Origin of the sequence: Mycobacterium marseillense (assembly GCF_010731675.1) — a bacterium.
Lineage (GTDB): Bacteria > Actinomycetota > Actinomycetes > Mycobacteriales > Mycobacteriaceae > Mycobacterium > Mycobacterium marseillense.
This window is the reverse complement of the sequence record NZ_AP022584.1, coordinates 4,056,653-4,069,579: the sequence shown is the minus strand read 5'-3', so window position 1 is coordinate 4,069,579 and position 12,927 is coordinate 4,056,653. Positions and strand designations below refer to the sequence as shown.

At 69.3% G+C, this 12,927-nt stretch carries 14 protein-coding genes and 1 pseudogene; 10 read left to right on the top strand and 5 right to left on the bottom strand.

Annotation, left to right across the window (positions count from 1 at the left end; all coding sequences use genetic code 11):
* Positions 1 to 2: 2 nt before the first annotated feature.
* Positions 3 to 1,256 (bottom strand): serine--tRNA ligase, encoded by a 1,254-nt coding sequence (gene serS / locus G6N26_RS18770; protein ID WP_083016799.1) that lies wholly within the window; start codon positions 1,254 to 1,256, stop codon positions 3 to 5.
* A gap of 112 nt (positions 1,257 to 1,368) precedes the next feature.
* On the opposite strand from serS, the gene G6N26_RS18765 reads away from it, so the two are divergent.
* The 3 genes and pseudogenes from G6N26_RS18765 to G6N26_RS18755 all read left to right on the top strand — a co-directional run bounded on the left by G6N26_RS18765 (position 1,369) and on the right by G6N26_RS18755 (position 3,319).
* The gene (locus G6N26_RS18765) at positions 1,369 to 2,724 is read left to right on the top strand and encodes a septum formation family protein (RefSeq protein WP_083016801.1); all 1,356 of its coding nucleotides are present in this window, start codon (positions 1,369 to 1,371) and stop codon (positions 2,722 to 2,724) included.
* A 4-nt stretch (positions 2,725 to 2,728) separates the two neighbouring features.
* A pseudogene (locus G6N26_RS18760) lies at positions 2,729 to 3,131 on the top strand (metallopeptidase family protein).
* Positions 3,128 to 3,319 (top strand): hypothetical protein, encoded by a 192-nt coding sequence (locus G6N26_RS18755; protein WP_008262971.1) that lies wholly within the window; start codon positions 3,128 to 3,130, stop codon positions 3,317 to 3,319. Before G6N26_RS18760 ends, G6N26_RS18755 begins: the two are co-directional and overlap by 4 nt.
* An 8-nt stretch (positions 3,320 to 3,327) precedes the next feature.
* Here the strand turns inward: G6N26_RS18755 and G6N26_RS18750 are convergent, their stop codons facing one another.
* Both G6N26_RS18750 and pheA read right to left on the bottom strand, forming a co-directional pair.
* The gene (locus tag G6N26_RS18750) at positions 3,328 to 4,014 is read right to left on the bottom strand and encodes a histidine phosphatase family protein (RefSeq protein WP_067173510.1); all 687 of its coding nucleotides are present in this window, start codon (positions 4,012 to 4,014) and stop codon (positions 3,328 to 3,330) included.
* Positions 4,011 to 4,961 (bottom strand): prephenate dehydratase, encoded by a 951-nt coding sequence (gene pheA, locus G6N26_RS18745; RefSeq protein WP_083016807.1) that lies wholly within the window; start codon positions 4,959 to 4,961, stop codon positions 4,011 to 4,013. Before pheA ends, G6N26_RS18750 begins: the two co-directional genes overlap by 4 nt.
* Before the next feature lie 90 nt (positions 4,962 to 5,051).
* Here pheA and G6N26_RS18740 point away from each other — a divergent pair, with 90 nt between their 5' ends.
* Both G6N26_RS18740 and G6N26_RS18735 read left to right on the top strand, forming a co-directional pair.
* Positions 5,052 to 5,840: a DUF2470 domain-containing protein gene (locus G6N26_RS18740; protein ID WP_083016810.1), complete on the top strand. Its 789-nt coding sequence runs from the start codon at positions 5,052 to 5,054 to the stop codon at positions 5,838 to 5,840.
* A 67-nt stretch (positions 5,841 to 5,907) separates the two neighbouring features.
* Positions 5,908 to 7,092, top strand: coding sequence for an LCP family protein (locus G6N26_RS18735; RefSeq protein ID WP_232067487.1), 1,185 nt, complete (start codon positions 5,908 to 5,910; stop codon positions 7,090 to 7,092).
* Positions 7,093 to 7,100: 8 nt separating this feature from the next.
* Here G6N26_RS18735 and G6N26_RS18730 read toward each other — a convergent pair whose 3' ends face one another.
* Positions 7,101 to 7,925: a glycerophosphodiester phosphodiesterase gene (locus G6N26_RS18730; protein ID WP_067173523.1), complete on the bottom strand. Its 825-nt coding sequence runs from the start codon at positions 7,923 to 7,925 to the stop codon at positions 7,101 to 7,103.
* A gap of 4 nt (positions 7,926 to 7,929) precedes the next feature.
* Positions 7,930 to 8,964: a DUF4328 domain-containing protein gene (locus G6N26_RS18725; RefSeq protein WP_197746758.1), complete on the bottom strand. Its 1,035-nt coding sequence runs from the start codon at positions 8,962 to 8,964 to the stop codon at positions 7,930 to 7,932.
* Between the two features lie 527 nt (positions 8,965 to 9,491).
* On the opposite strand from G6N26_RS18725, the gene G6N26_RS25845 reads away from it, so the two are divergent.
* The 5 genes from G6N26_RS25845 (at position 9,492) to G6N26_RS18705 (ending at position 12,905) form a co-directional block, all read left to right on the top strand.
* The gene (locus tag G6N26_RS25845) at positions 9,492 to 9,647 is read left to right on the top strand and encodes a hypothetical protein (RefSeq protein WP_165605091.1); all 156 of its coding nucleotides are present in this window, start codon (positions 9,492 to 9,494) and stop codon (positions 9,645 to 9,647) included.
* Between the two features lie 148 nt (positions 9,648 to 9,795).
* On the top strand, positions 9,796 to 10,419 hold the full coding sequence (locus G6N26_RS18720; protein ID WP_067173530.1) for a superoxide dismutase: 624 nt from the start codon (positions 9,796 to 9,798) through the stop codon (positions 10,417 to 10,419).
* A 194-nt stretch (positions 10,420 to 10,613) separates the two neighbouring features.
* Positions 10,614 to 11,147 carry a peptidase gene (locus G6N26_RS18715; protein WP_067173533.1) on the top strand — a complete coding sequence of 178 codons (534 nt, stop codon included), beginning with the start codon at positions 10,614 to 10,616 and terminating at the stop codon, positions 11,145 to 11,147.
* Positions 11,148 to 11,729: 582 nt separating this feature from the next.
* Positions 11,730 to 12,128: a transcriptional regulator gene (locus G6N26_RS18710; protein ID WP_064937713.1), complete on the top strand. Its 399-nt coding sequence runs from the start codon at positions 11,730 to 11,732 to the stop codon at positions 12,126 to 12,128.
* A gap of 120 nt (positions 12,129 to 12,248) precedes the next feature.
* Positions 12,249 to 12,905 (top strand): DUF6474 family protein, encoded by a 657-nt coding sequence (locus G6N26_RS18705; protein WP_083020412.1) that lies wholly within the window; start codon positions 12,249 to 12,251, stop codon positions 12,903 to 12,905.
* Positions 12,906 to 12,927 lie beyond the last annotated feature (22 nt).

The following is a 12,927-nucleotide window of genomic DNA, read 5'->3' as shown; positions in this document are numbered from 1 at the left end:
GCTTAGGGCTCGAGCACCTCGGCGCCGACGAACGGCACCAGCGCCTCGGGAATCCGTACACTGCCGTCGGATTGCTGGTGGTTCTCCAGGATCGCCACCAGCCAGCGGGTGGTGCCCAGCGTGCCGTTGAGCGTGGCCGCGGTTTGGGGCTTGCCGTTCTCGTCGCGGTAGCGGGTGGACAGCCGGCGCGCCTGGAACGTGGTGCAGTTCGAGGTCGACGTCAGCTCGCGATAAGTGCCCTGCGTGGGAACCCACGCCTCGCAGTCGAACTTGCGGGCGGCCGACGAGCCGAGATCGCCTGCGGCCACGTCGATTACCCGATACGGCACCTCGATGCGGGCCAGCATCTCGCGCTGCCAGCCCAACAGCCGCTGGTGTTCGGCCTCGGCGTCGGCGGGCGTGCAATAGACGAAGCCTTCGACCTTGTCGAACTGATGCACCCGGATGATGCCGCGGGTGTCCTTGCCGTAGCTGCCGGCCTCGCGGCGAAAACACGACGACCAGCCCGCGTACCGCAGCGGGCCGCCGGACAGGTCCAGGATCTCGTTCCAGTGGTAGCCGGCCAACGGCACCTCCGAGGTGCCCACCAGGTAGAGGTCGTCGGCCTCGACGCGGTAGATCTCGTCGGCATGGGCGCCCAGGAAGCCGGTGCCGGCCATCACCTCGGCGCGCACCAGCACCGGCGGGATCATCGGGGTGAAGCCGTTCTCGACGGCCAGCCGCAGCGCCAGCTGCAGCAGGCCGAGCTGCAGCAGCGCACCCTGGCCGGTCAGGAAGTAGAACCGCGACCCGGAGACCTTGGCGCCGCGCTGCATGTCGATCAAACCCAGCGACTCGCCCAGTTCGAGGTGATCCTTGGGGTCGTCGAGCGCCGGGGGCTCGCCGACGATGTCGAGGACGGCGAAGTCGTCCTCCCCGCCGGCCGGCACGCCGTCGATGACGACGTTCGAGATGGCCATGTGCGCCGCGGTGAACGCCGACTCCGCCTCGGTCTGGGCGGTCTCGGCGGCCTTCACCTGCTCGGCCAGCTCCTTGGCGCGGGCCAGCAACGCGGGGCGCTCGTCGGGCGACGCGGCGCCGACGCTTTTGCTGGCGGCCTTCTGGTCGGCCCGCAGCGCGTCGGCGGACGAGATGGCGGCCCGGCGCGCGGCGTCGGCCGACAGCAGCGCGTCCACCAGCGTCGGGTCTTCGCCGCGGCTGAGCTGGGAGCGGCGCACGGCGTCGGGGTCTTCCCGGAGCAGCTTCAGGTCGATCACGGCCCTGAGACTACTTTCACCGGCACCGGCCGACGGCCACAGCGTCCGCACCCGGTGGGCTCAGGACTCACATCAGTAACTTTTGTCACGCGCCTCAGGTCGTCCTGTCAGAATGGACCCGATGTCGCAAGCGCCCGAGAAGGAACTTTCGGAAGGCCCAGCAGTCGAGACGCCCGCCGCCTCGACCGGTGAGCCGACCGAACGGCAGCCGGCCGCGTTCTTGTGGCCGCGCAGCCTGCAGGCCCGGGCCACCCGGCGGGCGCTGCTGCTGACCGCGCTCGGCGGCCTGTTGATCGCCGGGCTGGCGACCGCGATCCCGGTCAGCACCGAGTCAGGACGGCTCCTCGACAGCAGCCCCGTGCGCAGCACCGGGGCCAAGAGCGACGCCGCTTTGAACCGCGCCGCCCGCGGCGAGTGCCTGATGTGGCCCGATGCCACGCCGGAGTCGGCGAAGATCGTCAACTGCGCCGACGACCACAAGTTCGAAGTTGCCGAATCCATTGACATGCGGACGTTCCCGGGCTCGGAGTACGGCCCCAGCGCCGCGCCCCCGACGCCCGCGCGCATCCAGCAGATCACCCAGGAACAGTGCGAGGCGTCCGTCCGTAACTACCTCGGACTCAAGTTCGATCCGAACAGCAAGTTCACCGTCAGCCTGCTGTGGCCGGGGGATCGGGCCTGGCGTCAGTCCGGCGATCGTCGCATGCTGTGCGGCCTGCAACTGCCCGCCACGAACAACCAGCAGCAGGCGTTCAAGGGCAAGGTCGCCGACGTCGACCAGTCCAAGATCTGGCCGGCCGGCACCTGCCTGGGCATCGATCCGGCGACCAACCAGCCGACCGATGTGCCGGTCGATTGCGCGGCCCCGCACGCGATGGAGGTCACCGGCACGGTCAACCTGGCCGAGAAGTTCCCCGACGCCCTGCCCGCCGAACCGGACCAGGACAGCTTCATCAAGGATTCGTGCACCAAGATGACCGACGCGTACCTGGCGCCCGTCAAGCTGCGCACCACCACACTGACACTGATCTACCCCACGGTGCCGTTGTCGAGTTGGACGGCCGGTAGCCGCGAGGTGGCCTGCAGCATCGGCGCGACGCTGGGCAACGGGGGCTGGGCCACTTTGCTGAACAGCGCCAAGGGTCAGCTGCTGATCAACGGTCAGCCCCCGGTGCCGCCCCCCGATATCCCCGAGGAGCGGCTCACGATGCCGCCGATTCCGCTGCAGGCCCCGGCGCAAGCGCCGTCCAACCAGTCCACGACCGCGCCGGAGATCCCGCCGAACAACCAGCACCTGCCCGGGCAGCAACCCGTGGTGACGCAACCCCAGCAGGCGCCCCAACCACAACAGCAGGCTCCCGCGCCGCAGGCGCCGCCGCCGCCGGCGGACAACGGCGCGCCGCCCGCGAACCCGGCACCCGAGGCGCCTCCGCCGCCCCCGCCGGCCGAGCTCCCGCCGGGGGGCTAGCCGGGTGCCCGTGCGGATGGACCCGCGGCGCTTCGACGAACTGGTTTCCGACGCCCTCGACCTGATCCCGCCCGAGCTGGCCGCCGCGATGGACAACGTCGTCGTCCTGGTCGAGGGCCGCCATCCCGAGGATGCCGAGCTGCTCGGGCTGTACGAGGGGGTGGCGCTGACCGAGCGCGACTCCGACTACGCCGGTGCGCTGCCCGACGCCATCACCATCTACCGCGAGGCGCTGCTGGACGCGTGCGAGTCGGAGGCCGAGGTCGTCGAGGAGGTGGCGATCACGGTGATCCACGAAATCGCGCACCACTTCGGCATCGACGACGACCGGCTGCACGAACTGGGCTGGGCCTGACGGGCGCGGCGTCCCAGATTTGTCGGTGACGGGTGCTATGAACGCGTTATGAGCACTGACTGCCGCGACTGCCGGGCAGGCTTAGATCACTGTCACGGCACCATCATTCACCACGCGCTGCACCGGTCGGAGTGCACCGAGCCGGATTGCTTCAGCCCCGAGTTGTTGCCGCACGCCTTCGTCATCGACTGCGACGCCGTGGGCTGTGCCTGCACCGAAGTGATCGCGCTGGCCGTCTGATCGACGTCTCAGCCCATCGGGTCGGTGCTTGACCGCACCGCATCGGCGACCGGGGTCGCCTCGGCCTCCGGATAAAAGGGCGGGGTCAACGTTCCCCAGCGCACGCAACTCCACCGGCCGTCGGTGATCGGGGTCAAGGCCACGGATTGGGTGTTGTCGAGGTGGTTGTCGAGCGCGAAGTCTGCCTCCACGCCGGCCAGCACCGCGGCGGCCAGCCGGATGGCCGCGCCGTGGCTGACGAGCACGATGTCGCCGTGGAAGTCGTGGTCGTCGAGGTAGCGCAGGCGCAGGTCGGTGAGCACCGGCACGTAGCGGTCCAATACGTCGTTGCCGGTCTCGCCGCCAGGCAGCGGCACATCGAGTTCCCCGCGATGCCAGCGGTCATAGATCGCGTTGAACTCCGCGACCGCCTCGTCGTCGTTGCGGTCTTCGAGCCGGCCGACCTGGACCTCGTGGATGCCGGGCACCTCGATGGCGGACATCGCGAGCTGGCCCGCGATCACCGCCGCGGTCTGCGAGGCCCGGGTGGCCACCGAGTGCGCGAGCATCGCCGGCCGACCCGATCCGCGGGCGAACGCCCGGGCCTGGTCGCGACCCAACGGTGTGAGCTCCGCCCCCGGCGGGCGGGTGTCGAGCCGGCGCTCGACGTTTCCAAAGGACTGGCCGTGACGCACCAGGATCAAGCGACCGCTCACCGCTGCGCCTCCGCGGCGGGGTCTTCGGGCTTTCCGTCCCGGACCCGCGCCAGCCAGCGCAACGCCTCGTCGGCGGACGGCGGCAGCGCCCCGGCGGGCGAGCCAGTGGGCCAAGATCCTAGGTATCTCACATCGGCACAACGACGGTGCAGCGCCCTAAGTGCCTCGGCGACGGCGTCGTCGTCGATGTGTCCCACGCAATCGGCGAAAAAGCGGTAGATGCCGAGTCCGGTTCGGGTGGGCCGGGATTCGATGCGGGTCAGGTCGATGCCACGGACGGCGAATTCGGCGAGCGCGGCCAGCAGGGCGCCCGGTGCGTTGTCGATGCGCAGCACCACCGAGGTCCGATCGGCTCCGGTGCGGGCCGGCGGGGCGCCCGGCAACCCGACCAGAACGAAGCGGGTGCGGGCGTTGGGCTCGTCGACCACACCGTCGGCCAGCGTGTCCAGCCCCCAGTGAGCGGCGGCCAACGGCGAGGTCACCGCGGCGTCGACGCGCCCCTCGGCGACCTGCTGGGCGGCGTCGGCATTGGAGTACGCCGGCCGCAGTTCGGCATTGGCCAGGTTGGCGGCCACCCACTGGCGCACCTGGGCCGCCGCCACCCCGAAGGCGGCCAGGGTGCGCACGTCGTCGGCGCGGCACCCCCGTTTGACGACGATGCTGAACGCGACGTCCAGCGTCGTCTCGGCGAAGACCTGCAGCGGCGAGCCCATGGCCAGGCTGTCCAGGGTCGGGGTCACGGAACCATCGATCGAGTTCTCGATCGGGACGCACGCGTAGTTGGCGGCGCCGTCGCGCACCGCATCCAGGGCCGCGGAGGTGCTGTCGACCGGCAGCGGCTGCACGCCGTCGGAGTCCGGTGCGGGAACCAGGCCGGCGGCGGTGATCTGTCGCAGCGCCGCCTCGGTGAAGGTCCCCTCCGGACCGAGGTAAGCGATGCGGGCCACGTCCCAACCCTAGCGGCGCGCTGGACAGAAAACCCTTGCGACGCCAACGCGGGTAAGTTAACTTAGGCTTACCTAAGCATAAGGATGAGAATGGTGTTACCGCTGAGCTGCCATGCCCCGACCACTGCCGAACGGATCCGCAGCGCGTGCGTGCGCGCCGGCGGCGCGCTCCTGGCGATCGAGCATGACGACCCGGTCCCCACACCCGTCCATCACTTGATGGACGACGGCTCCTTCGCGCTGGCGCTGCCCGTCGAGTTGGAACGGGGGCGGCAAATCGCGGGATCGCAGGCACTGCTGGAGCTGACCGATTACGCGCCACTCCCCCTGCGCGAACCCGTCCGTTCGCTGGTGTGGGTGCGCGGGCACCTGCACGAGGTGCCCGCGGCGAAGATCCTCACGACGCTCGACGCGATCGCCGCCGAATGCCCGAATCCGGCCTTGCTGGGCATCGACACCCCGAGATGCGCGCCCGCCGGTGGACAAGAGCAGCGGTACACGCTGCTGCGGCTCGAGATCGCCTCGGTCGTGGTCACCGACGCGACCGGCGCGGAGCCGGTGTCCGTCGACGAGCTTCTCGCCGCCCGGCCCGACCCGTTCTGCGCGCTCGAGTCGAGCCTGCTGCGGCACCTGGACGCCGCCCACGGCGACATCGTGGCGCGGCTGGTGTCCCGGCTGCCGGCGCCCCTGCGACGCGGGCACGTGCGACCGCTGGGGCTCGACCGCTACGGCGTCCGGTTCCGCGTCGAGGGCAGCGACCGAGACCACGACGTCCGGCTGCCGTTCCACAAACCGGTGGACGACATGACCGGCCTGCGCCAGGCCATCCGGGTGCTGATGGGGTGCCCGTTCATCAACGGGTTGCGGGCGCGCGGCTAGCTGTAATCGGCCTAGCCAGATCGCGGCGTACCGGCGCGGCGAGGCGCCGGGCACGTACGTTATCCGGGTGAACGGCGAGCGCTCCCCGCAGCGTCGGCGGCCCGCACGCCCGGGCCCGCCCGTCCCAGCGCGCGCCGAGCCCCCGCAGGTGATTCGCCGCGAGGTTGCCCCGCCGCCGCCGTCGCCGACGGCGGAGACCCAGCCGCTGCAGCGCCCGATGCCGCCGGTCCCCGCACCGTCGCGCCAACCCCCGCCCCGGCCCCGCGCGCCGAGCGCGCCCCGCAGGCGGCGCCGCTGGATCCGAACGATGGTGTCGGGGCTGCTGGTGGCCGTCCTGCTGATCGCCGCGGGCCTCGTCGCCGGCGCCGTGTGGTTCGACACCAAACTGCACCGCGAGCAGGTGCTTGCCGACTATCCCGAACGGCCCGGGCCCGGCCGGGGAACGAATTGGCTGATCGTCGGCTCGGACAGCCGCCAGAGCCTGAGCGCCGCGCAGCAACAGGATTTGGCCACGGGCGGCGACATCGGCGACGGCCGCACCGACACGATCCTGTTGGTGCACGTGCCCGGCGTCGGCGCCGGGGTTCCGACGACGATGGTGTCGATACCCCGCGACTCCTACGTGCCGATTCCGGAGCACGGCAAGGACAAGGTCAACGCCGCGTTCTCGATGGGCGGCGCGCGGTTGCTGGTCCGCACGCTGGAACAGGCCACCGGATTGCGCATCGATCACTACGCCGAGATCGGATTCGGCGGATTCGCCGCCCTGGTCGACGCGCTGGGCGGGGTGACCGTGTGCCCCAGGACCCCGGTCAGTGATCCGTTGGCCGGCATCGACCTGCCGGCCGGCTGCCAGAGGCTCGACGGTCGCCACGCCCTGGGCTACGTCAGGACGCGCGACACCCCGCGGGCGGATCTGGACCGGATGGTCAACCAGCGCCAGTTCGTGGCCGAACTGCTGCATCGCGCCGGCAGCCCGGCGGTGTGGGTCAATCCTTGGCGCTGGTATGCGGTGCCGCGCGCGGCAGCCGACGCCCTGACCGTCGACCAGGACGACCACGCCTGGGATCTGGCCCGGCTGGGATGGGCGTTGCACGGGTCGACCGCCACCATGACCGTCCCGATCGGAGAGTTCACCAGCGGTGACTCCGGGGCGGTGGTGGTGTGGAATCACGATGAGGCCGGCCGGCTGTTCGACGCGTTGGCCGCCGATGCGCCATTGCCGCCCACCACGGCGGACGGCCAGCAGTAGCGGTCGACCTAGATGCTGACCTGGCCTGCCGGATCGCCTCGCAGCCACGCCTTGGTGCGGCCCGGGTGGTGGGTGGCCAGCCAGGCCACGCCGACGTCGCGGCAGAAATCGATGTCGTCGTAGTCGTCGACGTTCCAGCAGTAGACCGCCCTGCCCTGAGCGATGGCGCGGTCCGCCAGTTGGGGATATTCCTTCAGCGTCAGCAGCGACGGGCCGACGGCGGTGGCGCCGACGGCCGTGGGCGCGCCGCTGGTCAGGTAGCGCGCGGTCTTGCCCAGCAACACGGTCGGCAGGAGCGGTGCGGCGCGGCGGATCCGCCAGACCGCGGACGCCGAGAACGACATCACCACGGCTCGGGAGCGATCGGCGGAGGCCGGCGCCGCGATGCCGAAACGGTGCAGCAGCGCCAGGAGTTTGGTCTCCACCAGTGAGCCGTACCGGACGGGATGCTTGGTTTCGATGAAGAGTTTCACCGGCCGATGCCAATCCAGCACCAGCGAAACCAGCGCGTCCAGTGTCAGCAAACTGGTGTCGCCGTGGGCGCCGTCCTCGCGCCAGCTGTCGTGCCACGCCCCGTATTCGAGCTCGCGCAGCTCGGCGAGCGTCATCGTGCTGACCAGGCCGGCTCCGGTCGAGGTGCGGTCCAGCCGGCGGTCGTGCACGCACACCAGATGGCCGTCGCGGGTCAACCGCACGTCACATTCCACGCCGTCGGCGCCCTCTTTGAGCGCGAGATCGTAGGCGGCCAGCGTGTGTTCGGGGCGCGCCGCCGAGGCGCCGCGATGGGCGACGACATAGGGATGCCCGGCGAGCACCTCGTCGGCCCACGTCATATCCCTATGCTGCCGGTTCCTGCCCCTCTAACTCAACTGGGTCAGCCGAAGCCGGCGCGGGGCTGCCGTCGTCGGGAACCATGACCCAGCGGTGCGCGGGCCGCGCGACGGGTTTGCGATGGAAGCCCTCGAAAATGCGGGTGGCCGCGGCCAGGGTGGCGGCCGCCAGCAGATAGGCGACGACCATCAGGACGGTGTTGTTGGCGATGCCCTGGGCGTCGGTGGCGAAGCTGGTCACGATGGCGGCGATGGAGACGGCGTAGCTGCAGACCCACGCGATCCACCACTGCAGGACGGGCCGACGCAGCCGCGCCCAGTGTTCCTCGAGCAGGGCCAACTCGATCACGTAGACCGGGGCCCACAGCAGATTAACCAGCGGCACGACGCAGCCGGCCCACAGCGCCCGCACGGACCGCGGCTCGGGCAGGCCGTGATGGGCGAATACCGCCGCGCGCCGCGCGATCATCCAACGGATCAGCAGGACACCCGAGGCGATCACCGCCGCGCCCGCGCCCACGCTGGCGAGAACGCCGAGCCAGTCGGCGGCGATGGCCACCCACGAGTTGAGCAAGGTGTTGCGGTTGACGATCAGCAGCACATAGCGGACCACGTAAACCAGGGCGGCGATGCTGAGGACCAGCACGCTCACGAACGATGTGGTGCGGATGATGTGCGCCGCGGGGCCCGGGGCCGCGGGCGCTTCGGCTGCGGCGGCTGCCTGTTCGACGCGGTCCGCCAAGCCCCAGCGCGGTATCGCCGTGTAGCGCGGCGTGGGCCCGAGGGGGCGTCGGCCGTGCCTGGCCGGCGGCGCGGCGCCGGGTCGCACCGCTATCCAGCGATAGCCGGGCGGCAGCCGTGGCGGTGTGCGCTGCCAACCGGGAGACCGCGGCGGTGCGGCGGGGGACGGGGCGGTCCCCCATTGCTGATCGGCGGGCGGGGACTGGGGCGCCAGGAGGGCACCGCGGCAGCGGGGACACCACTCGCGTTGCCGGTCGCGCACGTTCCAGCGGGTGCCGCACTGGGAGCACACCTGGATCACCGGACCAGACTAGCGCCGCGACGATGCGGCCCTCAGAACGCGGGGCGAGGAGGAGCGGCGCAATCCAACCCCGCCGCGACGATGCGGCCCTCAGAACGCGGGGCGAGGGGCCGCATTCGAGCCGGCCGGGCAACGTAATCAGCCGCTGCGGACTATCCACAGTTTCCACAGGTTTATCCACATAGAGCCTGGGGTATAGGAAGCCATCGCTACAGCCTCTGGCGTCGAATCGTGGTGTCACTGTGGATAACATCGCGGTGTTGTACGCATGTACTAAACAGCCCCGACTCGGCCGCTGAGCGAAATGGATTGGCTTGCTAAGCATCGGCGCGGCAGCGCCCACGACCACCCCTTGCCGGCCCCGCCGGTCCCGCCACGTTGTACCCGCACACCTGCGTGTTCTCGCAAACCCGCAGCTCAGTGCGATATTTTTCAACTTCGCCGCAAAGCGCTATGATCGCGTTCGCAAAACTGTTTGTGACTCACCTCACTCACGGCGAGGTGAACCGGGGGGTGGAAGGCGATTGATGGCCACGCATTCGTTCGGTCCGGGCTCACCGGCCGCGTCGAAGTCGTATTGCGGCTCGCCCGCGTGGAATCACAGCTACACCATCGCGGCGCTACGCGCCGGATTGATCGCCTTAGCCTTAATGGCCGTGCTCGCGGTCATCGTCTTGTTCTGAACCGACCCCGAGCGGGTATCCGCCTTGCGGCTCAACACGGGTCATTCTTGCGGTGCGCGCGCTCATGGAGCAGGGTTGATACCGGCCGGCCGCCGCAAGGCGGCCCCCGTGACTGAGCGTCAAGACGATAATCGAAGAAAGGAACGCCGTGGCTGAATACACCCTGCCCGACTTGGACTGGGACTATGCAGCGTTGGAACCGCACATCTCAGGTCAGATCAACGAGATCCACCACAGTAAGCACCACGCCACGTACGTCAAAGGCGTGAACGACGCTCTGTCCAAGCTCGAAGAGGCCCGTGCCAACGAGGATCACGCTGCGATCTTCCTGAACGAAAAGAACCTGGCCTTTCACCTGGGCGGCCACGTCAACCACTCCATCTGGTGGAAGAACCTGTCGCCGGACGGCGGGGACAAGCCGACCGGCGACCTGGCCGCCGCGATCGACGACGCCTTCGGATCGTTCGACCGGTTCCGGGCACAGTTCAGCGCGGCCGCCAACGGCCTGCAGGGGTCGGGCTGGGCGGTGCTGGGCTACGACACCCTGGGCAGCCGGCTGCTGACCTTCCAGCTCTACGACCAGCAGGCCAACGTTCCGCTGGGCATCATTCCGCTGCTGCAGGTCGACATGTGGGAGCACGCCTTCTACCTGCAGTACAAGAATGTCAAGGCGGACTACGTCAAGGCATTCTGGAACGTCGTCAACTGGGCAGACGTGCAGAAGCGGTACGCCGCGGCCACCTCGAAAACCCAGGGCCTGATTTTCGGCTGACTTTTATTTCGATCGGCGGGGGCGTCGCGCGGATTGCGCGGCGCCCCAGTCGTTTGTCCGGTCCCGAACGGCCGGACGGAAGATCCGCGACGCTGACCGTGTCGTGTTGCACGGCGCCTAATCCGCAGGCATTCTTAATTATTCGGACTACCAGTGTGGTTATTCCCTAACGGGGGCGTCGCGCGGAGGTCGAGATGGAAACTGGGTCGGATCGGCCTATCGGGGTTTCCCCGTTCCATTCCCGTGGGGCCCTGAAGGGGTTCCTGATCTCCGGACGCTGGCCCGATTCCACGAAAGAGTGGGCCCAGCTGCTCATGGTCGCGGTCAGGATCGCGTCGTTGCCCGGATTGCTCTCCACCACAACGGTGTTCGGTGCCCGCGAGGAATTGCCCGACGAACCCGAACCGGGCACGGTGGGCCTGGTGCTGGCTGAGGGCACGGTTTTTGGTGAAACAGCAATCCAGCCAGGCTATTTCGCCGACCATCAGCCCCCCGCCCTACTCATGCTGCATCCGCCGTCGGAAACCACGCCTTCGCTGCCCGAATGCACGGGGGCGGCGTCGGGATGCGTATTGCTGCCCGGGCTGCCCTACCTCGGCCTGGAACACCGTGCCGCGTGGGTGGAAGCAGAAGCCGACGGCACCATCACCTCGATGGTGAGCCGCGTCGGCGTCGACCCGATCAGCCATCCCGACACGGCAATCCTGGCTATGCTCCTCGCCGCCTAGATCGCGGCGGCGCGCGAATCGCGATTCGTCTTCCCGGCGCGCGGCGTCGTCCTTCGCGCGCTGGCGGATCCGCGACAGCCCGCGACCCGCGACCGTCTGGTCGGACGGGGCGTCGAGACCGAACGGGCCCTGGATGATTGCGGTCTTGGCGGTGCCGGCTAAGTTAACGCTCCCTCGACCCCCGGTGTCCGCCACGCGTCCGACGGGTTGCGGGGCGCCCGCGTCCGTCTCGTTTCCCACTCGGCAGCAAATGGTGTACTGGATCGGGCCGGCGCGCCGGTCGGTTGCGGTGCAATCGCCCAGCCCGGCTCGACCGCTCACCGCGAAGTCCACGGAACGGCCCGCCCGCCACTTCGGGACGGGTGTCCGATTCTGCGGATAACCTGTGAGTTCCATGGATTTAGTGGACACCCCAGCGAATCAGTTAGACGCTCGTCAAGTGGGGAGTTGGTGAGCATCAGCTGTGCCGGTCGGGAATCCTTTTGGGTTTGCACCTGGTTACCCTTACCAAGCCTCGCTACCATGATCAGCAAATACACCTAGGTAATAGTTCGCTTCTACAGCCCAGTGGAGGTCATATCAATGAGCACGACGTTCGCTGCTCGCCTGAACCGCCTGTTCGACACGGTGTATCCGCCTGGACGCGGCGCGCACACCTCCGCGGAAGTGATCGCGGCGCTCAAGGCGGAGGGCATCACGATGTCGGCTCCCTACCTGTCCCAGTTGCGTTCCGGCAACCGCACCAACCCGTCGTCGGCGACGATGGCCGCCCTGGCCAACTTCTTCCGCATCAAGCCGGCCTACTTCACCGACGACGAGTACTACGAGAAGCTCGACAAGGAATTGTCGTGGTTGGCCACGGCGCGCGACGACAACGTGCGCCGCATCGCCGTGCGCACGGCCGAGCTGTCCCCCGAGGCGCAGCGCGAGGTCATGGAGCGGGTCAACGAGCTGCGCCGCGCGGAGCACCTGGACGCCTAGCGGCCGGGGCCAGCCCTGGGGAGCTGGCGTCCGCCCATTCCGATTAGGGTTGGCAAACGGATCGCGAACGCGAGAGCGTTAGACGACGATTGCCAGCGAGATACCGGGAGGCGGCCGGGAATGGGCCTGTTCGGCAAGCGAAAGAGCCGCGCGACGCGTCGCGCTGAAGCCCGCGCGATCAAGGCCCGCGCCAAGCTCGAGGCCAAGCTGGCCGCGAAAAACGAGGTGCGGCGCGCCAAATCCGCCCAGCGGTCGGAGAACAAGGCGCTCAGGGCTCAGATCAAGGCGCAACGCGACAGCGACCGCAACGCGCTGAAAGTCGCTGAGGCCCAACTCAAGGCGGCGCGGGAGGGCAAGATCTTCTCCCCGACACGGATCCGCCGCGTCCTCACGGTGTCGCGGCTGCTCGCGCCGATCCTCACCCCGGTGATCTATCGGTTGGCCGTCTCGGCGCGCGCGCTGATCGATCAGCGCCGCGCGGACCGGCTCGGGATCCCCTTGGCCCAGATCGGCCAGTTCTCCGGGCCCGGCGCCCAGCTGTCGGCCCGCATCGCCGGGGCGGAAAAGTCGTTGCGGACCGTGCAGGACAAGAAGCCCAAGGACGCCGAGACCAAGGCGTTCGTGGCCGCCATCACCGAGCGGCTCGCCGATCTGTCGGCGGCGGTCACCGCCGCGGAGAATCTGCCCGCCGCGCGTCGCCGGTCGGCCCACGCCGCGATCTCGTCGCAGCTCGAAGGCATCGAGGCGGACCTGATGGCCCGCCTCGGGTTGAGCTGACCGAACGCACGAAAGGCAACCT